Annotated in this window: 27 protein-coding genes; 6 read left to right on the top strand and 21 right to left on the bottom strand. The window is 58.3% G+C overall.

Features of this window, described 5'->3' with window-relative positions; translation table 11 throughout:
* Positions 1-41 precede the first annotated feature (41 nt).
* The 4 genes from LOY52_RS10830 (at position 42) to LOY52_RS10815 (ending at position 3659) form a co-directional block, all read left to right on the top strand.
* Positions 42-950, top strand: a complete 909-nt coding sequence (locus LOY52_RS10830; protein ID WP_007966905.1) for a MurR/RpiR family transcriptional regulator — start codon at positions 42-44, stop codon at positions 948-950.
* A 61-nt stretch (positions 951-1011) separates the two neighbouring features.
* Positions 1012-1617 (top strand): glutathione S-transferase, encoded by a 606-nt coding sequence (locus tag LOY52_RS10825; RefSeq protein WP_098964391.1) that lies wholly within the window; start codon positions 1012-1014, stop codon positions 1615-1617.
* 2 nt (positions 1618-1619) lie between these two features.
* Positions 1620-2726 (top strand): DNA alkylation repair protein, encoded by a 1107-nt coding sequence (locus LOY52_RS10820; protein WP_258679447.1) that lies wholly within the window; start codon positions 1620-1622, stop codon positions 2724-2726.
* Between the two features lie 246 nt (positions 2727-2972).
* A complete protein-coding gene (locus tag LOY52_RS10815; RefSeq protein WP_258679446.1) occupies positions 2973-3659 on the top strand; it encodes a hypothetical protein in 687 nt (228 codons plus the stop codon).
* Between the two features lie 86 nt (positions 3660-3745).
* On the opposite strand, the gene LOY52_RS10810 is transcribed toward LOY52_RS10815, so the two are convergent.
* The 19 genes from LOY52_RS10810 to LOY52_RS10720 all read right to left on the bottom strand — a co-directional run bounded on the left by LOY52_RS10810 (position 3746) and on the right by LOY52_RS10720 (position 18644).
* Positions 3746-4540, bottom strand: a complete 795-nt coding sequence (locus tag LOY52_RS10810; protein WP_157160375.1) for a hypothetical protein — start codon at positions 4538-4540, stop codon at positions 3746-3748.
* A 389-nt stretch (positions 4541-4929) separates the two neighbouring features.
* Positions 4930-5586: a DUF2931 family protein gene (locus tag LOY52_RS10805; protein ID WP_258679445.1), complete on the bottom strand. Its 657-nt coding sequence runs from the start codon at positions 5584-5586 to the stop codon at positions 4930-4932.
* A gap of 31 nt (positions 5587-5617) precedes the next feature.
* Positions 5618-6277 (bottom strand): DUF2931 family protein, encoded by a 660-nt coding sequence (locus tag LOY52_RS10800; protein WP_258679444.1) that lies wholly within the window; start codon positions 6275-6277, stop codon positions 5618-5620.
* An 11-nt stretch (positions 6278-6288) separates the two neighbouring features.
* A complete protein-coding gene (locus LOY52_RS10795) occupies positions 6289-6942 on the bottom strand; it encodes a DUF2931 family protein (RefSeq protein ID WP_258679443.1) in 654 nt (217 codons plus the stop codon).
* Positions 6942-8483, bottom strand: coding sequence for a DUF2235 domain-containing protein (locus tag LOY52_RS10790; RefSeq protein WP_258679442.1), 1542 nt, complete (start codon positions 8481-8483; stop codon positions 6942-6944). The genes LOY52_RS10795 and LOY52_RS10790 overlap by 1 nt, the downstream gene beginning before the upstream one ends.
* 139 nt (positions 8484-8622) lie before the next feature.
* On the bottom strand, positions 8623-8985 hold the full coding sequence (locus LOY52_RS10785; RefSeq protein ID WP_258679441.1) for a DUF6124 family protein: 363 nt from the start codon (positions 8983-8985) through the stop codon (positions 8623-8625).
* Positions 8986-9491: 506 nt separating this feature from the next.
* Positions 9492-10013, bottom strand: a complete 522-nt coding sequence (locus LOY52_RS10780) for a GNAT family N-acetyltransferase (protein WP_258679440.1) — start codon at positions 10011-10013, stop codon at positions 9492-9494.
* Between the two features lie 52 nt (positions 10014-10065).
* On the bottom strand, positions 10066-10665 hold the full coding sequence (locus tag LOY52_RS10775; protein ID WP_258679439.1) for a hypothetical protein: 600 nt from the start codon (positions 10663-10665) through the stop codon (positions 10066-10068).
* A gap of 191 nt (positions 10666-10856) precedes the next feature.
* The gene (locus LOY52_RS10770; protein WP_258679438.1) at positions 10857-11336 is read right to left on the bottom strand and encodes a GNAT family N-acetyltransferase; all 480 of its coding nucleotides are present in this window, start codon (positions 11334-11336) and stop codon (positions 10857-10859) included.
* Positions 11337-11349: 13 nt separating this feature from the next.
* Entirely contained in the window at positions 11350-11562 is a 213-nt protein-coding gene (locus LOY52_RS10765) for a DUF4287 domain-containing protein (protein ID WP_064587993.1), read from the bottom strand.
* Between the two features lie 107 nt (positions 11563-11669).
* A complete protein-coding gene (locus LOY52_RS10760) occupies positions 11670-12548 on the bottom strand; it encodes a tetratricopeptide repeat protein (RefSeq protein ID WP_258679437.1) in 879 nt (292 codons plus the stop codon).
* Positions 12549-12612: 64 nt separating this feature from the next.
* Entirely contained in the window at positions 12613-13524 is a 912-nt protein-coding gene (locus LOY52_RS10755; RefSeq protein ID WP_258679436.1) for a sel1 repeat family protein, read from the bottom strand.
* 204 nt (positions 13525-13728) lie between these two features.
* Positions 13729-14277: a cytochrome b gene (locus tag LOY52_RS10750; protein WP_103484216.1), complete on the bottom strand. Its 549-nt coding sequence runs from the start codon at positions 14275-14277 to the stop codon at positions 13729-13731.
* A gap of 170 nt (positions 14278-14447) precedes the next feature.
* Positions 14448-15026, bottom strand: a complete 579-nt coding sequence (locus LOY52_RS10745; RefSeq protein WP_258679435.1) for a LysE family translocator — start codon at positions 15024-15026, stop codon at positions 14448-14450.
* Positions 15027-15094: 68 nt separating this feature from the next.
* Positions 15095-15934, bottom strand: a complete 840-nt coding sequence (locus LOY52_RS10740; RefSeq protein ID WP_096796360.1) for an AraC family transcriptional regulator — start codon at positions 15932-15934, stop codon at positions 15095-15097.
* Positions 15935-16006: 72 nt separating this feature from the next.
* The gene (gene arsH / locus LOY52_RS10735) at positions 16007-16705 is read right to left on the bottom strand and encodes an arsenical resistance protein ArsH (protein ID WP_183780592.1); all 699 of its coding nucleotides are present in this window, start codon (positions 16703-16705) and stop codon (positions 16007-16009) included.
* 12 nt (positions 16706-16717) lie between these two features.
* On the bottom strand, positions 16718-17188 hold the full coding sequence (locus LOY52_RS10730; protein ID WP_258679434.1) for an arsenate reductase ArsC: 471 nt from the start codon (positions 17186-17188) through the stop codon (positions 16718-16720).
* 25 nt (positions 17189-17213) lie between these two features.
* Positions 17214-17561, bottom strand: a complete 348-nt coding sequence (locus tag LOY52_RS10725) for a metalloregulator ArsR/SmtB family transcription factor (protein ID WP_258679433.1) — start codon at positions 17559-17561, stop codon at positions 17214-17216.
* Between the two features lie 198 nt (positions 17562-17759).
* Complete coding sequence (locus LOY52_RS10720) at positions 17760-18644, bottom strand: LysR family transcriptional regulator (protein ID WP_258679432.1); 885 nt, start codon at positions 18642-18644, stop codon at positions 17760-17762.
* A 133-nt stretch (positions 18645-18777) separates the two neighbouring features.
* Here LOY52_RS10720 and LOY52_RS10715 point away from each other — a divergent pair, with 133 nt between their 5' ends.
* Together LOY52_RS10715 and LOY52_RS10710 are read left to right on the top strand one after the other, a co-directional pair.
* Positions 18778-20424, top strand: coding sequence for a GMC family oxidoreductase (locus LOY52_RS10715; protein ID WP_258679431.1), 1647 nt, complete (start codon positions 18778-18780; stop codon positions 20422-20424).
* 164 nt (positions 20425-20588) lie between these two features.
* Positions 20589-22211, top strand: a complete 1623-nt coding sequence (locus LOY52_RS10710; protein ID WP_027611735.1) for an MFS transporter — start codon at positions 20589-20591, stop codon at positions 22209-22211.
* A 149-nt stretch (positions 22212-22360) separates the two neighbouring features.
* Here the strand turns inward: LOY52_RS10710 and LOY52_RS10705 are convergent, their stop codons facing one another.
* Complete coding sequence (locus tag LOY52_RS10705; RefSeq protein WP_007966858.1) at positions 22361-22729, bottom strand: DUF427 domain-containing protein; 369 nt, start codon at positions 22727-22729, stop codon at positions 22361-22363.
* A 284-nt stretch (positions 22730-23013) separates the two neighbouring features.
* The gene (locus LOY52_RS10700; RefSeq protein WP_258679430.1) at positions 23014-24420 is read right to left on the bottom strand and encodes a serralysin family metalloprotease; all 1407 of its coding nucleotides are present in this window, start codon (positions 24418-24420) and stop codon (positions 23014-23016) included.
* Positions 24421-24534 lie beyond the last annotated feature (114 nt).

Genomic DNA, 24534 nt, shown 5'->3' with positions numbered 1-24534 from the left:
TCCCTCGCCACAGGTTGAACGATCAGCCCGAAGGATAACTTATGCCCCGCCCCGATCTGCCGGCCAACGACGAGCGCCCCCTCGCCAGCCCCCCGATCAATGCCGAGCGTCTGCTGCAACTGATCACCGACGAATACGACACCCTGCCGCGCCAACTCAAGCGCATCGCCAGCTACATGAGCCAGCAAAGCGACCGGATCATGGTCGATCGCATCAGCGACATCGCCCGCGAATGCGAGGTACATCCCTCCGCCATCGTGCGCTTCTCGCAGCGCTTCGGCTTCAGTGGCTTCAGCGAAATGCAGGCGCTGTTCCGTGCCGCCTACACCCACAAAGCCTCGCCGGTGCACAACTACCAGCAACGCATCCGCAGCATGATCGCCAACCAGTCGCAGCAGGCCAGCGACGGCGACCTCGCCCGCGAATGCATCGACGCCACCCGCTCCGGCATCGAACGCCTGGGCCGCGAACTCGACGACGTCGCGTTCGAAAAAGCCGTCGACCTGATCGTCAACGCCGACAACATCTACGTCGTTGGCGTACGCCGCTCCTTCGCCGTCGCCGACTATCTCGTTTACAACTTGCAACACACTCACAAGCGGATTCACCTGGTTTCCGGGCTGGGCGGCAGTTATCGCGAGCAGATGCGCAGCGTGCGTAGCGGCGATTTAGTGATCGCCATCAGCTTCACCCCCTACGCCAAGGAAACCCAACACTGCCTGCGCTACGCCCGCCAGCAACAGGCCAACACCCTGATCCTCACCGACAGCCACCTCTCGCCTTTGGCCAAAAACGCCAACAGCCTGTTGCTGGTGAATGAAGGCAGCGCATTGGCGTTTCGTTCGTTGAGCGCGACCTTGTGTTTGTGTCAGGCGTTGTTCGTGGCGGTGGCGTATCGGCTGGAATTGAATGTGGATGAGATTCACGAACAAGCCGGGTTTGACGACTGACATTTGCCTCAGGCTCGGCTAGGTTATGCCTTCCCACCGGTTCGACTTGAAGGAACGCGTCATGAAACTGATCGGCATGCTGGACTCCCCCTACGTGCGCCGCGTGGCGATCTCCGCCAAACGCCTCGGCATCGACCTCGAACATGAATCGGTCTCGGTGTTCCGCCACTTCGAGCAATTCCAGCAGATCAACCCGGTGGTCAAGGCGCCCACGCTGATCCTCGATGACGGCGTGGTCCTGATGGACTCCACCCTCATCCTCGACTACCTCGAAGCCGCCAGCGGCAAAAGCCTGCTGCCGAGCGACCTCCAACAACGCGCCCACGCCCTGCGCCTGATCGGCCTCAGCCTCGCCGCCTGCGAAAAAGCCGTGCAGCTCTACTACGAACGCAACCTGCGCCCGGCCGACATTCAATACCAACCGTGGGTCGAGCGCGTCGAAGGCCAACTCGCCGCCGCCTTCACCGCCCTCGAACAGGAACTGGAAAAAACCGGCCTGCCCACCGACGGCACCCTCACCCAGGCCGGCATCAGCCTCGCCGTTGCCTGGAGCTTCACCGACCTCGTCGTCCCCGACCAGATCGACACCCGCCGCTACCCGCACATCGCCCAATACACCGCGTACGCCGAAACCCTCGAAGCGTTCGTCAGCACCCCGATGACCTGACCATGAGCAGCACCGACACCGCCGCCCCGGCGTTAAAGGAAATCTTCAACGCTGAACGCCTGCAACACATCGCCAGCGAAATGAGCGTCGTGTACCCGGCGTTCAAGGCCAAGGCGTTTCTCAAGCACGCCAACCAAGGGCTGGCGGAATTGTCAGTGATGCAACGCATGGCCCGCGTCAGCGAAAGCCTGCACGCCGTGCTGCCGCTGGACTACGAAGATTCCCTCGAAGTCCTGCGCGAACTCGCCCCCCGCCTCAACAGCGGATTCGTCAGCATGTGCCTGCCGCACTACGTGGCTAGCTACGGCAGCCACGCCTTCGATACCTCGATGCAAGCACTGAAATACTTCACCACCTTCGGCTCCTCCGAATTCGCCATCCGCCACTTCCTGCGCAGCGACCTCGAACGCTCGCTGGAACTCATGCACGACTGGACCCAAGACCAAAACCACCACGTCCGCCGCCTCGCCAGCGAAGGCACCCGCCCTCGCCTGCCCTGGTCATTCCGCCTGGAAGCCGTGCAAGCCAACCCACAACTGACCGCCGGCATCCTCAATCGATTGAAAGCCGACGAGAGTCTGTACGTACGCAAATCCGTGGCGAACCATCTGAATGACGTGACCAAAGAGCATCCGGAATGGGTGCTGGACACGATTGAAGGCTGGCCGCTGGAGAACAAACACACGGCGTGGATTGCCAAGCATGCGTTGCGCAGCTTGATCAAACAGGGAGATCTGCGCGCGCTGACGGTGATTGGTGCGGGGGCCAAGGCAGAGGTTGAGTTGCTGGATGTGCGGGTTGAGCCAGCGGTGGTCAGGTTGGGTGAGGCGATTACGTTGTCGTTTACGGTGAAGTCGACAGTGGCGCATGAACAGCGGTTGGTGATTGATTATGCGATTGACTATGTGAAGGCGAATGGCGGGGTTTCGGGGAAGGTTTTCAAGTTGAAAACGGTGGTGTTGGCGGGGTTTGGGGAAGTGGTTGTGGGGAGGCGGCAGGTGATTCGGGATTTTACGACGCGGAAGCATTTTTTGGGGCGGCATGGGGTTAGGGTTTTGGTGAATGGGGAGGTTTTGGGGGGTGCTGCGTTTGAGATTGTTGCTGATTGATACCGGTAATAGATTCCGTTGATCTGGCGGGACTCGGACTGATAGGGAATTACGGATGGGGCTGCTTTCGGCCAATAGCGGACAGCGGCAAGCGACCGCTGCCGGCCAAAAAGCGGATCATGGACATGCCGCTAACGACTCCGTAATGTGTGCGAGTCAACAGTGTCGCCTTGCATTCCCTCCGCGGAATCTCGGCAGCGCACCTCAAAAGGATCTCCAGCGGATCCTTTAATACAAGGAGTAAGTATGGCCGTACGTCTAGATGAAGCTGAAAAACAAATTCTTGGTGCTCTCCTAGTGGACTTTTCAGAGCGCGAGCTGGATTCTGACAATCTGAGAAGTGGATATGAAGGCCCACTAGCATCTGATCTAGCGGCGGCCATTTGTGCGGGAGGGGATATCACAAAAGTTGACTTTGATATTGCTTTGTCAGACCTCGAAAACAAGAACTTCATTAGTACGGGGCCGTACGCGCTTATTGAAAATGATCCTAGTAGTGGCGTGTTGTTTATTGGCGGGTACAGCAAGCGAGAGTATGCAGGATTAACGGAGTCTGGATATAAGGCTGCTAGGTTGTCGCCAAATCGGCCAAGCAATGTTCAGCGCGTTATTAATAATGTGCACATTTCAGGAGGGCAGTTTTCTAATCTGCAACTCGCTACAGGTACCAATGTTAATCAAAGAATGAGTTCTTCAGTGGGGACGGATAGCGATACTTTGATTAAACTGATTGCAATATTGGAGGCTAGTGGAAAAGTTGTTTCACCGGAAGACCGCAAAGATTTAGCCACCGCCATTGAGTCTGCATGTGAGGGGGACGGGAAAGAAGCTAAAAGTCTACTTGAGAAAGTATGCGGACCTGCTTGGGGGGCAGTCCAACCAGTTATTTGGCCGATTTTTGGCGACCTTCTCAAGAAAGCTTTAGGATTATAGAACAAAAGGGGACGGATTTATTTCTAGATAATAAACTCGTCCCTTTTTTCAGAGATATACCTGATGGGCAGTCAGTTAAATCTCCATCAACTTTGGATAAAAAAGCGGGCTAGATAAGCGGCCGCAACGAAAGACAATAAAACAGGTATTCCAACTTCAATCAGTAGAATCCTGAGATTTTGAGATTTCAAGAGCAGTCTAAAACGGTTATCAAAACGCCCAAGCGATTCAGGCACTCGATTATTGGTAATTACGCTCTCAGTGGCCTCTAACGCTTGGCGTACCTGTAGGATGTTGTTAGCTAGACTTTGTATTGACATACTTATCGAACCGGCGATCGTCATATCAGCCTTCTGCAACCCGTCTATATGACGTTCTATTGCAGAAACGCTCTCATCAACTTTTGAAACCAGTTCCTCGTATGCAACCATCGAACGCGACTCTTGCAGCCACCAAGTATAAAGCGTTGACTGTTTTGGATTGTCAGGATAGTCAGCGCCTACAGCTCCATATCTTCCACCTGTCACAAAAGCCAATCTTGTCCCGGTTATGCGAATTGTCCATTCTGAATATAGCTCATAGCAGTACCACAGATAGTGTACAAAATTATAAAACAACAATACTGTTAACCCTATCATAAGCTTGAACGGTGTAACTCCCGTAAGCTTGACTCCAAATAACGAAATATCTGCGCCGGGCTGGATTTCACCTACGATTAGTACAATTACTACCAGAGAAACCAACAAAAGATTACGTCGCAATTTGGAAGCTGTTTCTGAAATATCGAATCCGACTGGTTCTCCTAAAACCTTCGATATCTCTGATCTTGATGGATGTTCTCTCACCATTATTTCCTCTAAGAATTCGTTGTAAGCAGTCATAACTCAAACAAGCTCAGATAGCCGCCATTGGGACGCTAGCGTCTGACTGTACATCTAACTTGACCATCGCTCGCCAGTCATCTGCTCCATCAGTACCAAGCTTCGGCTTGCGCAGTGGGTGCTGCAAATCATCCCGCCGCGCAACTGTTAAGTCGAGTGGATCGGCGTTCTGATGCAAAAAACTAAGTCCTATGAGAGGGTGCATTATGGGAATGGGGCCGGTTAACTTATCAGGCATACCGACCGTTTCTAGCCGTCACCGGCCGCTTGCAAGCGTCAGCTAATGGCCGAAAGCGAACCTTCGTTGAACTCAGCATTGACGCGGTAGCTGTCAAAAAAGTGACTCACTCAAGGCAACGTCATTGAAAGACAGGCAAGAGAAGTGTCGCCTACCAACTCCCATACGGAATGCCGTACTTCTCGACGTATTGTTTAGCCTTCTCGCTCACCGGATAGGCATAACGACCACCATGTTTCCCTTGTTCCGGCCCCAGAGGCTCTATCTCCCCTTGACCGTGAGAAATCTCAACCGGATTTCGGCATGAATCTCTAACCCATGTTTTGAGCACGCCGCCCGGAGCGAGCCCCACGTAAAGTGACGCCATAAAGCGAGCAGTTTTCTCCGGTGTTTCCGGGCAGCGCTGGTGTGTTGACTTCACCATCAGCTGCCTGCCCTCTTCCGGAATTTCGATGAAGCCTTTGTAGGTTTTTTGTTCTGTTATGGATTGCCAGCGGACAAAGATCAGTTTTGGAAGATCGGCGCCTGTCACAGGCATCCCGCTCCCCGACACCGTCCCCCAACCACGGGCAGATTCCGTGCTGATATCGGGCTCTCCACTGGCTGCAGTGCTCTTGCCAGCTCTAAAGAAGACTCTGTTATTGATGTCTTGGACGGAGCTGTCCTCTACCCAGACCTTCATGCAATTCGGCTGAACGAACACTAATTCCCACCATGGATATTTAGGGTCATTTTCGCCTGTTTCTGGGCCACTGCTTTGGCAGCCGGACAACAATAAAGCGCCCAGCAGTGCAGTCGTTGCTTTCATTACAAATGATCCATTCAAGTATTTGTCACGACTACCAACTTCCATATGGAATGCCGTACTTGTCGATATACCGCTTGGCCTTTTCACTCACAGGATATGCGTACCGTCCTTCGTTCTTACCTTGGCTCGGCCCCAGTGGTTCAATTTCCGCCTGTGCTCGCGCGACCTTGACTGGGTGATGACATGAGTCTCTTACCCAAACCTGAACGACACCGGCGGGAGCCAGGCCGAGATAAACCGATGCCATGAATCTTGCTTGCCGATCGGGAGTTCGCGGGCAGCGCTGATTGACGGACGTCACCATCAACTGCCTGGCCTCTTCCGGAATATCTACCCATGCTTGCCAGGTTTTCTGTTCGACGATTGAATGCCAACGGACCCAGATGCGAACGGGCAGGTCTGCTTCTATCACCCTCCTCCCGCTGCCGCCAACTCCACCTGCCCACCCCCGGGCTGACTCTGTGCCATCTTCAGGCTCTCCCCCAGCAGCGGTGCCGCCGCCGGTTTTGTAGAAAATCCGGTTGTTAACGTCTTGAACAGAACTGTTTTCAACCCAGACCTTCATATAGTCCGGCTCAGTAAACGCCAGCTCCCACCATTCGGACTTCGGGTCATTTTTAGCTGAGAGTGGATCAGTTTCTTGGCACCCTGAGATCAGCAAAACGCAAAGTATCGTTATGAGTTGTTTCATTGGCTTAAGGATTACCAACTCCCGTACGGTATGCCGAATTTATCGATATACCGCTTGGACTTTTCGCTGACGGGATACGCATAGCGCCCTTGGTTCTTACCTTGGCTAGGCCCCAGCGATTCAACCTCTGCCTGTGCTCTGGCGACTTTGACAGGATGGTGGCATGAGTCTCGAACCCACACTTGCACGACACCACCGGGCGCCAGGCCCAAGTAGAGAGACGCGTTATAGCGCCCCTCTTGTTCGGGTGTTTTGGCGCAGCGCTGATTGACGGACTCGAGCATGAGTTGTCTGGCTTCCTCTGGGATATCTACCCAGACCTTGTACGTTTGCGGTTCAACAATCGATTGCCAACGGACATAGATTCTTTTGGGAAGATCAGCACCAACAACACTTTTTCCGGTGCTGCCCACGCCGTGCCAACCACGAGCAGAGTCGGTGCCGTCTTCCGGTTGGCCGCCTGATGCGGATCCTCCGCCAGTGTGCAAGAACGTCTCGCCCTTGATGTCTTCTACGGCGGTGTCCTCTACCCAAACCTTCATGTAATGAGGCTCGGTGAACGCAAGCTCCCACCAAGGAGACTTCGGATCATTTTTGGTTGAAAGCGGATCGGCATGACAACCGGTCATGAGGACTGCACACAGCAGGCTTGTTAGAAGTCTCATCAAAAAAGCGTCCAGTCGGGTACGTGGGGATGTTGTACGCGTATGCCGTCAGGGGTGGGGGCGTTGATGTACACCGCTCTCACACCGCTTCCATCTCTTCGGCCTAGTGGATGGTTCCAGTTTGCGGACGTGTGAATGTACTTGAGTTTGAGCATTTGCTCCTCTTCTGGCGTAGTTCTGTAGTCACCAGAGACAAATCGATCACACATAGCTTGAAGTTCTGACGGTAGCGCCAGATCAGGCGTGTCTGAAATGTCGTTGAACCGAACGCCTTTGTCCTTCGCCATTTTATGCATCACACGCAGATAGACTCGGGACAGCAAGCCACTGACCGGACGCTTGAGCTGTACGGCGGCATACACGTGTTTGACACGTGGGCTCATTCGGTCTTGCGGACTGTTCGGCATCAACAGCGCAGGCGGCGTGACGATTTCCAGCATCTCGGATGGCCAGCCATCCGCTATCCACTGATTTCTTACTGTCACGGCATCGCGGTAAATCGAAGTGGTGAGAACATCGGTTTGGAGAGGGACTTCTAGTACCTGCATAGGGCTGACAAGCACACATTCCTGCGCTTCGTCGAGATAACTACCTCCGATATCGGAGTGAACACTTGGCAAAGTGATCTCCAGATGAGCAGGCTTTACACGGCTGAGGGCAAAGTTGCCTCGGCATTCATCACGCGCGACCAAATGGACGACGTCGGTGAAAAAACGACGATCCAGGTAAAGCTTGATGCCCGTTGCAATGGGGCTTTTCACGTTGCCGAAATTGGACCAGCCAGCTATTGACGGAACTGTATCGAACAGCCCGATAAAGCCCATTCTGATATCGGCATTGTATTGATCAATAAAGGTCTTGCTGAACGCTTCAGGATTGCTACGTAGCACTTCACCTAAGGGACCTTGCTTGCCACGCACGACTTCATTGCAAAAGTGCCGGGCAGCAGCTGCACCACGGCTGAATCCAAATGTGTCGAAGGTCAGCGAAGTCACTTCGCTACCCGGGTTATCGTTCAAGAGTTCTTTGATACGTAATTTGATCGATGCAAACGAAGACTGAACCCTACTTGCAACTCCGGTCTCACCTCGCCCGGTGCCCCCCCCAAAGGTGCTATCTTGCTTACCCGCTTGGGTGCCAATGCCCTCTACATAAATCATGCGGAAAGCTTGCTTTCGGAGCCCGTCACCTTCGGCTCCCTCTGGGGCGTCGTAAAGCTCACTCAGTTTTTTAACATTGGTAGGGCCAGCACCATAGCTGCTGTCCGGATCCCCCATATAGGGCTGACAGCTAGCAGGAATATCCTGCGGCGCAATCGGATGCTGCGCACCGCACAGCAGCCCTGCCGCCGTGTTATTCGCATTGTTGCCAGTACCATCAAAGAAAACCCCAATCCTCAACGCAATGCCGATTTTCTCAGGCTCGCGCGCAGGCTCTTTCCCATGCTTCTCATACTCAGCCCAACGCTGGGCATGAATATCGACGGGTTTGGCTTCTTCGTAGCGGTAGTTTTTCGGGGGGTTGGGAACGTAGCCACTCAATCCTTGATTCCTTGTTCTGATCCTTGAAGAACGGGCCGGAGGGTGACAGCCGAGGCCTGGAGGCGCAAGGCATGGCTCTGTGCCAGCTTGGTTGAAATTGCTGGGTGCGGCGAGGGTTTGAGCTCGTCGCACCGGGTGGTCAATGGGCGATTTCGACGTTGTCGAGGGCCTGGTTTACGGCGAGTTCGCCGAGCATGACGACCTGGGCGATGCCCAGTGCGGTTTTGCGGTGGGAGGTGTCGAGCATGGCGGCGAAGTTGTTGAGCATTTCGCTGGCGGAGCCGAGGGTTTCGCTGGCATTGGCGAGCAGGGATTCGGTGTCGCACTTCGGGTTGGCGAGGTACATGGGTTCGGGTTTGTTCGGGCTGGCCATGATTTGGGTGGCCGGGGACAGGTAGTGGTCGAGGGCGCGTTCGGCGGCTTCGTGGAGTTTTTTCGAATCGAGGGATTCGTAGGGGGATGCGAGGTCGGTTTCTGGCGGGTTGGGTGTTGGTTTGATCATGGTGAAGCTCCTACGTCAAAAAAGGGAGCCATCACTCTCGCTACCAAACGAGGGTGGCGGCCATGCGCAGGTTGGTAGACCGGGACGTAGAAAACCGGCGCGCCCGAAGACGCCCTGTGCATGACCACCATAAAGCCGTGTCGGACAGACACTGCAGATCATGATGCTTATGCAATCTACGAGACTCAGGGCTACCAAACCCGATCACTGTTTTTCAGTGACCAACAGACGATAGAACCCGCGCCCTAGACGCACAAGCCGGCGGATTCTGGCGTACTCGTAGGCGATGGCGCAAGGCGTTGTAGGGCTTGGGTGGTTACTGGAGGCTTCGTTTAAACGGAGGTGATTTTTCTGTTTATTTCGGTCAGTGGTTGATGGGGTGATTGGGCAGACGTCTTCGCGGGCAAGCCCGCTCCCACAGGGATTTTTGGCTGGATTGAGATTGGTGGGGGCTGGACTGGCGTCATCGCGAGCAGGCTCACTCCTACAGAGGGAGGTGGTTCGAATCAGCGGACATCTCGCTGGATTCGAAATACCAGACTGGGGGCATTGCCGGGGACATCGTCCAATTCGCCGAAGCGGCACATGCCTATCTTTTCCAGCACGTGGATTGAGGCGGTGTGGTCAGGCCTGACCAGGCCGAATACCTCGGGCAAGCCGAGATGATTGAAGGCGTGGGTCAGCGCATTTTGTGCGGCCTCTGTCGCATAGCCGTGGCCCCACGCTTCGACGGCGAAGCGATAGCCGAGGTTGATGACCTTTTTGCCCAGGTAGTCGTGGGCGGCGATGCCGGCGAATCCGAGGATGTGCTCAGGGGCTTGTGCGCTGCTGATTGCCCACCATCCGTAGCCGTGGGTTTCCCAGTGTTGCAGCCAGCGATCCAGCAGTGCTTCGGCTTGTGTGATGTCGGTCATGGGGCCGGCGGGGTTGAACAGGTTGGTTTGTGGGTCGCCGAAAATGGCGAAAACGGTAGGCAGGTCTGCTGGCTTCGGGCGTCGGTAGATCAAGCGTGAGGTTGCTTCTGACATCATCAAACCCTTTGAAAAGTCTCAACAAGGGGCAAGAGCCCCTCATCGCATATCACCGCTCTGAATCGATGTTGAACCAGGGTCGAAGGTGCCCAACCAGTTTGTCTTCGGCAAAGAAACGCTCAGCGACCGCGTTATCCGGAAAGTCATCGCACCAGGAAAACCCGATGTTGTTGTTTATCAATGTCAGGGGATCAGCTTCCCGAGGAAAAACGTGTTCGATGCCAAACCGCAACTGGCATGAGGTTGTTCGAGGCTTGGCCTTATTGTTCTGGGTTAACGGTGGGTGCGCGCGACCAGGTGTACCAGGCAAACGGTGTTCCCTCAGCCGACGCTTTAAATCGGTCGCCTTACCGACATACAAACACGGGTACGGTGCGTCTGCCGGCCACCAGTCGTGGTAACGCACATCGACATCAGAGCCTCCCGGCCCCTTCAGAATAATATGCCGATTAGCGCTCATGAGAAGCTCGCGGCAGCCCATCCACCAGAATGCATAAACTCCTGCACTCGACGGTACGTTGACAGGGTGATTCCTGGAAACCAGATGCTCGATCCGGTGCACCGCTTTTGCATTGAGCATCTGCTTGGTCAGCGACTGCCAAGCCGCTGCCACCTTTACTGCTCGCGAGTCTTCTTTCAGTGTGTCCATTCTTTTTCGCTTTGTTGATGAATCATTTACGAGACCGGATTGGCAAATCCCTCAACACTTGACGCGTCGACTGGCGTCACGCAATCGCTAGCAGACTAGCTCCCACAGGTTCCGCGCAAGACTTGCGAGCACGTCCGGCCGGACGAACGCCATTGCGGGCAAGCCCGGCTCCCACAGGGATTGGGGGATGACTATTCTCGGCGGCGCGTCATGTTGATCAGCGCCACACGCCTGCCACCCGGCGCAGCACGCTCTTCGATGGAGAACGGCACGAAGCCGAGTTTCGGGTAGAGCAGCAACCCCGCCGTATTTTCGTTGAAGCACGAAAGCTGCACTTCCCTTGCCCCGTACTTTTCAAAGCCGACCGCAGTCATGGTTTCAACAATGTAGCGAGCGACACCCTGGCCCCGGGCGTATGGCGCGACGATGACGTTGCCGATACAGCAGACGCCGTCGTGCTCGGCACGGTAGAAGTTGGCGAAGCCGACGAACTCGCCGTTGGCCAAGAACGCCGTGGAGTCGAAGCGCTGGCTGATCGCGGTGTGCATCTGCTCCTCCGTCAGCGGGAAGCTCGCTTTCGGGAACATGAAGAACAGCTCTTGTTCGCCTTGCGGAAAGCTGCAGAGGGTGTTGACGTCGTCGGCCGTCACTGGCCGGTGGGAGAAATTCATCGCTGCCCTGCCCTCACTTTTTAACCGTCAGATGATGCGCAACCAAGGCGTTGGCATGACCGTGGCCCATGCCGTGTTCCTCCTTGAGCCACGCCACCAGCTCCATGTGCTTCTTGTCGGTGATGCCGGCGAGCAGGTTCAGCCAGTGCTCGATAGGCTGGCCGTATTTCTTTTCGATAGCGGGAAAGTACGACGCCGGGCCTTTTACCTTGTTGTCTTCGCTCATGCTGAAAGCTCCCTTGGGTCACGACGGAGGGTCGGCGGACGCTCCTTGTCGCCAGGCCATAGAGTGGACGCGGGACGCTGTTCCGGCAAGTGGCCCGGCCAGCCCGATCAGTTCACGCCGACCTTCACCGGGAATTCGGATGACCACGATTCCTGCCCTGCTTTGAGGATCGGCAGCGCGGGATAGCGGTATTCGCTGAGGGCCTTGAGTACGGCCTGGTCCACGTCGTGATTGCCAGAACTTTCGACCAAGGTGAGTTGCGGCACCAGCGAACCGGGTTTGCCTTTCGCCTCCAGCGTGACCGGTTTATTCGCGGTGCCGGGTTTGATCTGTCTGTTCAACAGCAACTCGGTGTCGTACACCGTACTTGCGAGACTGGTGCTAACAGCGTCGTACCATTTTTCGTTGTAACGCTGGGTCTGTTCGGCAGTCAGGGTCAACCCCTGGGCGCGGACCCGCTGCACACCGGCCCACGCCTGGTCATCGATTTGCTGGGTGGCGTTGAGGTAATGCGTCAGCGCCCCGGACAGGTCTTGCGGGCCACCTCGGCCCTCTTCCATCAACTGGGCCAGCGCGAACTCACTGTTGAAGCTTTCTCGGTGTGCGAGCGCCAACTGATAAAGCCGTCGCGCCTCGACAGCGTCGGGCGCCTGCCCGCGGCCCTCCTCGGCCATGCGCGCCAGTTGCTCATAACCGGCGCCGTCCACCGTAGCGACAGACTCATACAGGGAGCGCGCCTTGCGCACATCCGGCGATAAACCGCCACGACCAAACTCATACAAAGCGCCGAGCGCAAGCTTGCAGTTGAGGTTGCCGTTGTTGCTGGCGTCGCGGATGTAGTCGACGCGGTCGGCGGAAAGGTCACTCACCTTGGCGAACAGCAGGCAGCGAGTGCCGGTGAGACTTGCTTCCTGAGGAGTGGGTGGAGTGGTTTTGCAGCCTGCAACGAGGATCGTGAGGGCCAGAATAGCAACTGCCTTGTTCATGAGGGTCATCCGTTCATATCGCTTTAAGGTGCCACGGTTGGAGCTGATTCAATCGAGGGAAGACTCAGTTCTTTCTGCTCTCGTCAAATCTCTGCCGCGGACTCTTGCCGTCCGTCCTGACGATCGGGATCGCCTGATAGCTCTTCTGGCCCGGTGGCATGATCGGGTCACCGGGAAAGCGATAATCGCTGAAGGCTTGCATGACTCTTTGATCAAGGGCGCTATCGCCCGAGCTTTGCCGTATCGAAACCACCGGGGCCAATGCGCCGGGGGTGTGCTCCAGCTGTACTTGCACCGGTTTGGTGGCAGACGTCGAATTGACGTTGTTCTCCAGAGACTTCTCTATGGCGGCGACCCGTTTCTTGAGGCCGCTTTGCACGTTGCTGACAAAGAGATTGTTATAGCGCTGTTGCTGCTCGATCGTCAGAGGCAAGCCTTTGGCGCGCAGGCGTTCGATGCCTTGCCACGCGTCATCACCGAGATACTGCGTGGCGTTGAAGTAATGCGTCAGCGCGCCTTGCAGATCCTGCGGACCACCGCGCCCGTCCTCCATGTATTTGGCCAGTTTGGCTTCACTGCGCTGCTGCTCGGGCTTGCTCACGGCACGCTGATAAAACTGCCGCGCATCGGTGTCATTGACCGGCCCGCCGATGCCTTCTTCAGCCATGCGCCCAAGTTGACCGTAGGCGCTGGCGTCTTTATCGGCTACGGATTGATAGAGTGCCTTGGCTTTGGAAAAGTCCTGCGGTACACCGCGCCCCTTCTCGTACAGGTTGCCCAGCATGATCGTGCACGGCAGGTTACCGCTCTGACTCAGGTCGCGGATGTAGCTGACTTCCAGCGAGGTGATGGCTTTATCATCCCAGTAGGCGAAGCAACGCAGAGCGGGGAAATCTGCGACCTGGGTATAAGCGCTGTTGGTTTTGCAGCCTGCGATGAGGGCGGTGAGCGCCAGTAGAGCAACAACCTTGTTCATGAATGGCATCCGTTGAAATCGTGCAGATTTCATCGGCAGGCAGGTGCAAAACCTGAAGTCCAAGCACTCGAACACGCCACAAAAAACTGTGGGAGCGAGCCTGCTCGCGAAGGCGTCGTGTCAGCCGGCATCATCGCTGACTGACACAATGCCTTCGCGAGCAAGCTCGCTCCCACAGGGATTGGGTGTTGAAGGAGGTCAGGGTTATTCCGTGCGGCCCGGCAACATCCGCACCAGCGTGTTATCCCGCACCCAGTAGTGGTGAAACAGCCCCGCCGCCGCGTGCAAGCCGATCAGCCAGTAGCCGGTGCTGCCCAGCGTTTCATGCCAGTACTTGAGCTGTTTGGCGAAGTCCGGGTCGATCGCCACCGGTGCCGGGACGTGGAAGCCGAAGTACGGGAAGGGTTTGTCGGCGGCGGCGAGCATCAGCCAGGCGAGGATCGGCGTGGCGATCATCAGCACGTACAGCGCCAGGTGCATCAGGTGCGAGATGCCGGTCTGCCAGGCTGGCGGCTTCGGAGTGATCGGCGGGCGAGGGCTCAAGCGGCCGAGGAGACGCACCCACACCAGCACGAAAATGCTCGTGCCGAACAGGCCATGGAAGCCCATCAGCAGGCCGCGTGCTTCGCTGCCCTTGGGCATGAAGCCCTTGATTTCGACACAGGCATAGACGCCGACGAACAGCGCCAGCATCAGCCAGTGCAGGGTGATTGAGAGTTTTCCATAACGGGTGACGGCGGTGTCGCGAGTCATAAAGTGCCTCGTGATTGTCGTGAGCGACGGTCTCGTCGCAATGGCAGGGCGAACCGATTGCACCACCCTGCCCTTGCAGCTTCAAGACCCTGCAGATTGCCCGCTCATTATCCTCACTTCACCTGCAAATTTTGTGAAAAAAACTCTGCTATCTCACTCAACGCATCACCTCAGTTGTGCAGCAACGCAGCGGCGGATGACACCACCAGCAACACCGCCAGAATCCGGTTCAGCCACTGCATTTGCGCCGGATTGTTCAACCAGCGCGCCGCACCGCGACCGAGCAGCGCCCACAGCGCCAGACACGGCAACGACACCAGAAAGAACGCCAGGCACAACGCGTTCAAGCCCTGCCCTTGCGCGGTAAACACGCTGATCACGGCGATCGCCATCATCCACGACTTGGGATTGACCCATTGCAACAGCGCGGCGCCGAGCAGGCCCAGCTCGGTTTTTTCCTCGCCGGCAGCAGGATCGATGGCGGTGGCCGGCGCCGTGAAAATCTGCCACGCCAGCCACAACATCCAGCACATTCCCAGCGCACTGATCACCGGGCGCACACCGGGCAGCATCAGCGTACTGGCGCCAGCGCCGGCCACCCACACCAGTGAAGCGGCGCCCGCCCCCGCGCCGAGAATGATCGGCAGGCACGGCCGCCAGCCGCGTCGGGCGCTGGTGCTGAGGACGATCAGGTTGGTCGGCCCCGGGGTGATCGAGGCAACGAAGGCAAAGAGGATGAACGCAAGCATGGCACGGCCCTGTAGAAAGTCAGGGCCTACTGTGATGGCTGAGCAGCGTGGTGGTCTTGAACGTTTGTTCAGCGGCGGAATGTGCCGATGGCGCGTTGCTGATAGGCGCCCGGCGTGATGCCGTAGGCACGCACGAACCAGCGGCCCAGATGGCTTTGGTCGGCGAAGCCGAGACGGCTGGCGACTTCCACTGGCTGCATGCCGGCGGCGAGCATTTGCCGGCCACGGCTGAGGCGCAGCTGGATCAGCCACGCGTGCGGCGCCAGACCGTAGGCCGCTTTGAAGGCGCGGGTCAGGCGAAAGCGATCGGTGCCGCAGACGTCGGCCAGGGTTTGCAGGCTGATGTCCTGCTCGTGGTAGGCCACCAGGTAATCGCGTGCCTGCCGGGCGATCAGTGGCGCGCGGTTGGCAGCGGTGGGTTGCGGTCGCCGGTACAGATGAATCGCCAGTCGCTCGAGCAACGCATCCAGCGCCACATCGCGCACCATGCGCACGTCCTGCTTATGCAGCGCATTGAAGGCAAACAAAGTGGCGCGAGCCAGTTCTGGATCATCGTTGAGCACACTGCCGATCCCCGGCAAGCCGCTGCCGTAACTGCCCAGATGCAAACCGTCCAGCGCTTGCTCCAGCCACGAAGGTTGCAAGTAGAGCATGCGATAGGTGAAGCCGTCCGGGCTTGGCGCATCGCCGTCATGGATGTCGCCGGGTTCCAGCATGAACACCTTGCCCGGCGTGCTGTCATGCCGCGCCCGACGGCTGTTGAAGCGCTGCACGCCTTGCTCGGTGAAGCCGATCAGGTAGGTTTCGTGCCAGTGCGGATCGTAGGCGTGCGCGTGCCCGGCGAAATGCGCGTGCAGGGTTTCGATGCCGGTCTCCCGGTCGCGGGCAAGGTCGATCCAGTTGCTCATGGCGTGCGTACAGTGGTGGGCTGGGGCCAGTAATCCACAATTGGCGCGTTGAGGCTAGAAGGTTTGTGCATTTCAGATCGAGCGCTGATTGACCCGCGCCATCAGTTGCTCGGCACTTTCCTTGCGTTCGGAATAGCGATCCACCAGAAAATCCTGGCGCTCGCGCAGCAGCACGGTGAACTTCACCAGCTCTTCCATCACATCGACCACGCGGTCATAAAACGCTGACGGTTTCATCCGCCCCGCCTCGTCGAATTCCGTAAAGGCCTTGGGCACCGAAGACTGATTGGGGATGGTGAACATGCGCATCCAGCGCCCCAGCACGCGCAACTGATTGACCACGTTGAACGACTGCGAACCGCCGCAGACCTGCATCACCGCGAGGGTTTTGCCCTGGGTTGGACGCACCGCGCCGAGCTCCAGCGGAATCCAGTCGATCTGCGCCTTGAACACCGCCGACATCGCGCCGTGGCGTTCCGGCGAACACCAGACCTGACCTTCCGACCACAGCACCAGCTCGCGCAGTTCCTGGACTTTGGGATGATCGACCGGGGCGTCGTCCGGCAATGGCAAACCGGACGGATTGAAGATGCGCGTCTCGGCACCGAAGTGCTCCAGCAAGCGTGCGGCCTCCTCCACCAGCAGACGGCTGAAGGAGCGTTCGCGGGTCGAGCCGTAGAGCAGCAGGATGCGTGGTTTGTGTTCGTGTGAAGGTGATGTGATCGGGCCTTCGAACAGCGTGTGATCAAGATTGGGCAGGTGCTCTGACATATGTCCTCCGGCTCAGAGGGAGCCGATGCGATCCAGTTCGCGCTGAAGCTCAACGCGGCTGAGTGTTTTGAAAGGAAGACCGAGGAAGGTTGCGCAGCGGCGCTCGATGATCGCCAGCGTGGCACGGAACGCCGCATCCACTGCGGCCTCGTCACCCGTCACATCGGAGGGATCTTCCAGCCCCCAATGACATTTGATCGCCGGGCCGAAGTACACCGGGCAGGTCTCACCCGCTGCCTTGTCGCAGACGGTGATGACGATGTCCGGCGGGTTCCCTTCGAAGGCGTCGTTGCCTTTGCTGTACAAACCGTCGATAGCGATACCGGCCTGTTGCAGCGTCGTCAGGCTGCGCGGCAACACCTGGCCCTTGGGGAAACTGCCGGCGCTCACCGCCTCGAAACCCTCGCGTGCCAGATGATTGAACATGGCTTCGGAAAGGATGCTGCGGCAACTGTTGGCCGTGCACATGAACAGGACACGCATGGATAGCTCCGGGGATATTTGAAATTCAGCAGCACGCGGTTTCGCGGGCAGGACGGCCGTCCATGTTGTGCAGGCGACAGGCATTGTCCTTGAGCCAATCGGCGTTGGCCGTGGCCGTGACCTTGAGGATCTGGTGAACCCAATCCGGCAGCTCCGGGTTGAGCCGGTAATAGACCCACTGGCCCTGACGGCGATCGAGCAACACCCCATTGCTGCGCAGTTGCGCGAGGTGGCGGCTGATTTTCGGTTGGCTGTCGTCGAGGGCGCACATCAGCTCGCAGACACACAGCTCACCCTGCTCGGCAATCAGCAAGGTGGCGCGGACGCGGGTTTCATCGGCCAGGCTTTTGAACAGTTCGGTGGGAGTGAGCATGGAAGCGGGCTCGAACATGTGGAAAACCGAATATACGGATATCCATATATTATTCAACCCCGGATTCAGGCCACGCCCCAGCCCCCCTGTGGGAGCGAGCTTGCTCGCGAAGGCGGTATGTCTGTGGCATAGGTATCGACTGACACTACGCCTTCGCGAGCAAGCTCGCTTCCACAGGGGGGATTTGTGTAGGCAGGACTATCCGCGCAACGGGCCCTGCTCCGCTTCGCAAAGGCCGACGACATAATCCCAGACCACCCGCAGCCGCACCGATTTGTGCAACTCGCGTCGGGTGCTGATCCAGTAACTGCGCTCGATGCTGTCATCCGGCAACAACGCCACCAGATCCGGGTCCGACGCGGCCATGTAGCAAGGCAGCACGGCAATGCCCAATCCCGAGCGCGCCGCTTCCTGCTGGGCGATGACGCTGGTGCTATGGAACACCACGCGCGGGCTGCGGCAGAAGCTGTTGAGGAACATCAGTTCCTGACTGAACAGCAGATCATCGACATAACCGATCCACGCATGCCGCCCGAGGTCTTCGCGGCTGCGCAACGGCGGTGCGTTGTCGAGGTAGCGTTGGCTGGCATAAAGCGCCAACCGATAGTCGGTGAGCTTGCGCGTGACCAGCATGTCGGCCGCCGGGCGCTCCAGATGAATGCTGATTTCCGCCTCGCGGTTGAGGATGCTGACGAAGCGCGGCACGGCGACCAATTCCACTTCCAGCCCCGGATAGCGTTCGAACAGGCCGATCATGCGGCTGGCGAGAAACTTGATGCCCAGCCCTTCGGTGACGCCGACACGGATCTTGCCCAGCGGTGCGGTGGATTGGGTGATTTCTTCCTGGGCCAGCAGCGCGACGTTTTCCATGGCTTCGGCGTGCTTGAGCAGCGCCTCGCCTGCCGGGGTCATTTCATAGCCTTGGGCGTGCTGGACGAACAGCGCGGTGCCGAGGCTTTTTTCGATGGCCTCGATGTGTCGGGCCACGGTGGCGTGAGTAGTGTTCAAGCGCCGGGCAGCGGTCAGCAGGCGGCCGCTGCGTTGCAACTCCAGAAAGAACCGCAGGTCGTTCCAGTCGAACATGGGGTGTCCTTGTCAGCTATCGTCAATCCAGGCTGTTTGAAAACGCACAGCGGCTGCGCAAAAACTAACATTCTTTTAACGAAAGCTAACAACTAGAGTGTCCGACAATAAAAACAAAAAGCGAGGTCAGGGAATGCAGACTTCCCTTGAAGAATTCGACTACATCGTGGTCGGCGCCGGCCCTGCCGGGTGCCTGCTGGCCAATCGACTGTCGGCGGATAAACAGCAGCGGGTGTTACTGCTCGAAGCTGGCGGGCGCGACAACTACGCATGGATTCATATCCCCGTGGGTTACCTGTTCTGCATCGGCAACCCGCGCACCGACTGGTGCTTCAAGACCGAAGCGCAACCCGGCCTGCAAGGTCGCAGCCTGAGCTACCCACGCGGCAAAGTGCTCGGCGGCTGCTCCTCGATCAACGGCATGATCTACATGCGCGGTCAGGCCGGCGACTACGATGGCTGGGCGGCCGAAGGCAATCCGGGCTGGGCCTGGAACGATGTGCTGCCGCTGTTCAAACAAAGCGAAAACCATTTTGCCGGCGCCGCTGAGTTTCACGGTGCCCAGGGTGAATGGCGCGTCGAGCAACAGCGCCTGTCATGGCCGATTCTCGATGCGTTTCGCAGCGCCGCCGAGCAGAGCGGCATCGCCAGCATCGACGACTTCAATCAGGGCGACAACGAGGGTTGCGGCTACTTTCAGGTCAACCAGAAAGCAGGAGTGCGCTGGAACGCGGCCAAGGCCTTTCTCAAACCGATTCGCGAGCGGGCCAATCTGACGGTGCTGACCGGGGTTGAAGTGGAACGGGTGCTGCTGGAAAACGGCCGTGCTTCAAAAGTCAGCGCGCGTCACGAAGGTCAGGTGAAAAGCTTCAAGGCGCGCAAGGAAATCATCCTCTGCGCCGGTGCCGTCGGCTCGCCGAGCATTCTGCAACGCTCCGGGATCGGCCCGCGTCCGTTGCTCGAGCGTCTTGGTATCGGGGTGATTCATGAGCTACCGGGGGTCGGCGGCAATCTGCAGGATCACCTGCAACTGCGCCTGATCTACAAACTGCAGAACGCCCGCACCCTGAATCAGATCGCCGGCAGCGTGTGGGGCAAGATGGGCATGGGCCTGCGTTATCTGTATGACCGCAGCGGGCCGCTCTCGATGGCGCCAAGTCAGCTCGGGGCGTTTGCCCGATCCGGGCCGGAGCAGACCTCGGCGAACCTTGAATACCACGTGCAACCACTGTCGCTGGAGCGTTTTGGCGAGCCGCTGCACAGCTTTCCGGCGTTCACCGCGTCGGTGTGTGATCTGCGTCCGCAGAGCCGTGGCCGCATCGACATCCGTTCGGCAGACCCGCAGGACGCACCGCTGATTCAACCGAACTACCTCAGCCATCCCGAAGATTTACGCGTGGCCGCCGACGCGATCCGCCTGACCCGGCGCATCGTCAGCGCCCCGGCCCTGCAAGCGTTCAAACCGGTGGAATATCTGCCCGGCGACAGCCTGCAAAGCGAGGAACAACTGCACGAAGCGGCGGCGCGGATCGGCACGACGATTTTCCATCCGGTCGGTACCTGCCGCATGGGCAATGACGCTGAAGCGGTAGTCGACGCGCAACTGCGCGTGCATGGCGTGCCCGGCCTGCGCATCGCCGACGCCTCGATCATGCCGCGCATCACCTCGGGCAACACCTGTTCGCCTACGCTGATGATTGCCGAGAAGGCGGCGCAGATGATCCTCAACCCACCGACCAGGACCTGCACAGCAACCCCAGAACTGGCCCAAACCCTGTAGGAGCTGCCGCAGGCTGCGATCTTTTGCCTTTGGCTTTTTCAGATCAGGAACAAGATCAAAAGATCGCAGCCTGCGGCAGCTCCTACAGGGCATCGTGTAATTCGTTCAAGGCAGCGCGCAACACCAGTGGAACAACAAAAACAATCACTGTGAGGGATACCGATATGTCAGAACACGCTCAGCCGCTGGACGCCGCGAGCGGCGCCAGCACCAGCAATGCCACGCAGAAAGTCATCTTTGCCTCGTCCCTGGGGACGGTGTTCGAGTGGTATGACTTTTTCCTCTACGGCGCCCTCGCGGCAGTGATCAGCAAGCAGTTTTTCGCCGGGGTCAACGACACCACGGCGTTCATCTTCGCGCTGATGGCCTTCGCTGCCGGGTTTATCGTACGGCCGTTCGGGGCGCTGGTGTTCGGTCGGTTGGGGGACATGATCGGGCGCAAATACACCTTCCTCGCCACGATCATCCTGATGGGCATCGCCACGTTCTGCGTCGGCCTGTTGCCGACCTACGCCAGCATCGGCATCGCCGCGCCGATCATTCTGGTGGTGCTGCGCATGCTTCAGGGCCTGGCGCTGGGCGGCGAATACGGCGGCGCCGCGACCTATGTGGCGGAACATGCGCCAATCGGCAAACGCGGTTTCCACACCAGCTGGATTCAGTCCACCGCCACTCTCGGCCTGCTGCTGTCGTTGCTGGTGGTGCTCGGTTGCCGCTACTTCACTGGCGATCAGTTTGAAGTCTGGGGCTGGCGTATTCCGTTCCTGCTGTCGATCGTGCTGCTGGGCATTTCCACCTGGATCCGCCTGAGCCTGCACGAGTCGCCGGCGTATCTGAAAATGAAAGAGGAAGGCAAAGCCTCGAAAGCGCCGATCCGCGAGTCCTTCGGCAAATGGGAAAATCTCAAAGTCGTGCTGATTGCGCTGTTCAGCATCAACGCCGGGCAAGCGGTGACCTTCTACGCCGCGCAATTTTACGTGCTGTTCTTTCTCACCCAGTTCCTGAAAATGGACCCAGCGGTGGCCAACAGTCTGCTGATCATCAGCGTGGTGATCGGCGCGCCGTTCTTCATCATTTTCGGCTGGCTGTCGGACAAGGTCGGGCGCAAACCGGTGCTGATGCTCGGCCTGCTGCTGGCCACCGCGCTGTACTTCCCGATCTTCAAATCCCTGGCGCACTACGCCAACCCGGCAATCGATCAGGCCAGCCGTCAGGCGCCGATCACCGTGCTGGCCGATCCGGCCACCTGCACCTTCCAGTTCGACCCGGTGGGCAAGGCCAAATTCGACAGCCCGTGCGACAAGGTCAAGACCTTCCTGGTCAAGCAAGGCCTGCCCTACTCCAGCGTCGCCGCCCCGGCCGGCAGCGGCGTGCAGGTGAGCGTCGGCGACGTGAAAATCGACGGCTACGACGAATCCGCCCTGCGCGGCGCAGTGACCCTCGCCGGCTACCCGCAACAGGCCGACCTGCAACAGATCAACAAACCGATGATCGTGGCGCTGATCGTCGCGCTGATCATCATCTCGGCCATGTGCTACGGCCCGCTCGCGGCGCTGATGGTCGAACTGTTCCCGACGCGCATCCGCTACACCTCGATGTCTCTGCCGTACCACATCGGTAACGGCTGGTTCGGCGGTTTCCTGCCAACGGTGTCGTTCGCACTGGTGGTGTACACCGGGGATATTTTTTATGGGCTGTGGTACCCGGTGCTGATTACCGGGGTGAGCCTGGTGGTGGGGATGATTTGTCTGCGGGAGACGAAGAATATCGATCTCGATAAGAACTGATTCCAGATCAAGTGAGCTTACCTGTGGCGAGGGAGCTTGCTCCCGCTCGACTGCGAAGCAGTCGCAAAACCTGCAATTGCGATGATTGGGGCCGCTTCGCGGCCCGGCGGGAGCAAGCTCCCTCGCCACAAATGATGGTTTGGCTGAACTTACGCGTCAGCCTTGATCACTTCGAACTTCACCTGATCCGGATAAAACGCCACATAGTTCTTGATCGCATCGACCGAGATCTTCGGTTTCTCGTACGTCCACACCGCATTCGCCCCCTCATGCCCCGGCACCTGCAGGCTGAAGTAATTGGCATCGCCCTTGTACGGGCAATAACTGGTGTGGTCGGTGCGGGCGAAGTATTTCTCGTCGATGTCCTCGCGGGGCACGTAGTACACCGGCGGGTAGTTGGCCTCATGGAGCACCAGCACATGCGAGGACGCCGCGACCTGGATGCCGTGGAATTTCACCAGCAGGCAACCGGGGAGTTGTTCGAGGGTGATGACGGGATTGAGGCCGGTGGTGCTCATTGGGGTTACTCCTGAATACGGCGCAGAGAGACCGGTTCAGGTATAGCCCATAGGTTCAGACCAGGGTGATTTTGCAGCTGAACGGCCAAAGCCCCTCGCCCCAGCCCTCTCCCGGAGGTAGAAGGAGCCTGCCGAGGTGTCTTTCGTTCTACACCGACCTGAAAGTGCTTTATCGATTGTGGATTCAGCGAAGTGCTATCAGGTCGGTGCATGATTTCATGCATTCCCCGATCGGTCCCCTCTCCCACCGGGAGAGGGTTAGGGTGAGGGCTGCTCTTCTGGCATCAAACCACGATATCAGTCGCCAGCGCCTGCCCCACCACTCCTACGGCAAAATCAATCTGTCCCTGCCCGGTCAGATCGACCAGCAGCGTGGTCTGCCCGCCCTGCGCGTAGTACGTCAGGATTGCATCGCCCGCATGGCCGGTGAAACTGCTGACGAAGTTCAGCGTGGCCGCGCCCGTGGCGAAACCGGCGATGCCCGAGAGGTCGATCTTGTCCAGGCCGCTTTTGAAATCCATGATCCAGTCCGGCTGGTTGTTGGTCGAGTCGCTGGCTGCACCGAACACAAAGGTGTCTGCACCCTCGCCGCCCCACAACGTATCACCGCCGCCGCCACCGTAGAGTATGTCGTTGCCGGCACCGCCATTCAGAATGTTGACCGCCGAGTTGCCGATCAGCAGGTCATTGCCTGAACCACCCCGCGCGTTTTCGATGGTCACACCATAGGCAATGGAAACGTTACCAACCAGACCGCCAACGTCGGAGAACGAACCTTCATTGAGGTTGATCTTCTGGTTCTGGGTGAAGCCGGAGAAGTTCAGGGTGTCAATGCCGCCACCGTCCCACACCGAGAACACCAGTTTCGACGCCGCTGACGTGGCGCTGTAAAAATCACGCCCGGCGTTGGAGTCGAAACCGTAGGTGGTGTCATTGGCGCGCGTCTCATAGTTGGCGCCGTAGAGTTTCTGCACCGCAACGATATCGTCGAGCAACGGTGCCGAGGCATAGACGCCGCTGCCATCCTTGCTGAAGTTCTGGTCGGTGTTGGCTTCACTCCAGTAGCTCATCAGGCTGTAGCCACGGGTGTCTTCGGCGTACTTGGCGTCGTTGTAGGTCGGGTTGCCGTTGCCGGCGTTGTAGGCCCCCGGGTGCGACAGGCCGAGGGTGTGACCGATCTCGTGGGTCAGGGTCTGGCGCCCGTAGTTGTTGGTTTCCGGGGTCTTGTTGACCTGATATTGATTGTTGATCAGATACCACGACTGACCGTCATAGCTGCCACCGCTCGGCAGGTAGGCGAACGCCGCGCCACCGGTGCTGACGTCGTAGTTGCCGAAGGTCATGTGGCCGTCGCCGCCCTTGCCCTCGGTGAAGGTCACCTTGGCCACATCGGCCCAGGATTGCATCGCCAGTATGGCCTGAGCCTTTTGCTGCGCGCTGAACTGGCTGAAGTTGCCGAGGTTCGGGTTGTAGTTCGCCGGTTTTTCGGTGAGGAAGGTGTAGGTCAGGGAGATTTTGCCGTCGCCGTTCTTGTCGTGCCACGACAGGTTTTTGCGCAGGATTTCGTCGGCTGCCTGGTCGGCGGTGAACGACGGTTTGCCGTTCACCAGGCCGACGCCACGGTCATACAGATGGCTGAAGGCATTCACTTCGTCATAGGCGCTGCTGGTTTTCGCTTTGGCTTGAGCCATGGTGGGACTTCCTTGTTTCAGAGTTGGCAGTACGCGTCGAGCACGGCAATCCACTGGCGAGATCGTCCGCTCACTCGCGTTTCTAAGAAGCCCGGTGAACCTGACACGGGCGTC

This window comes from Pseudomonas sp. B21-051, from assembly GCF_024748795.1.
Lineage (GTDB): Bacteria > Pseudomonadota > Gammaproteobacteria > Pseudomonadales > Pseudomonadaceae > Aquipseudomonas > Aquipseudomonas putida_A.
Note: the sequence above shows the minus strand (reverse complement) of the source record. Positions and strands in the feature narration are given on the sequence as shown.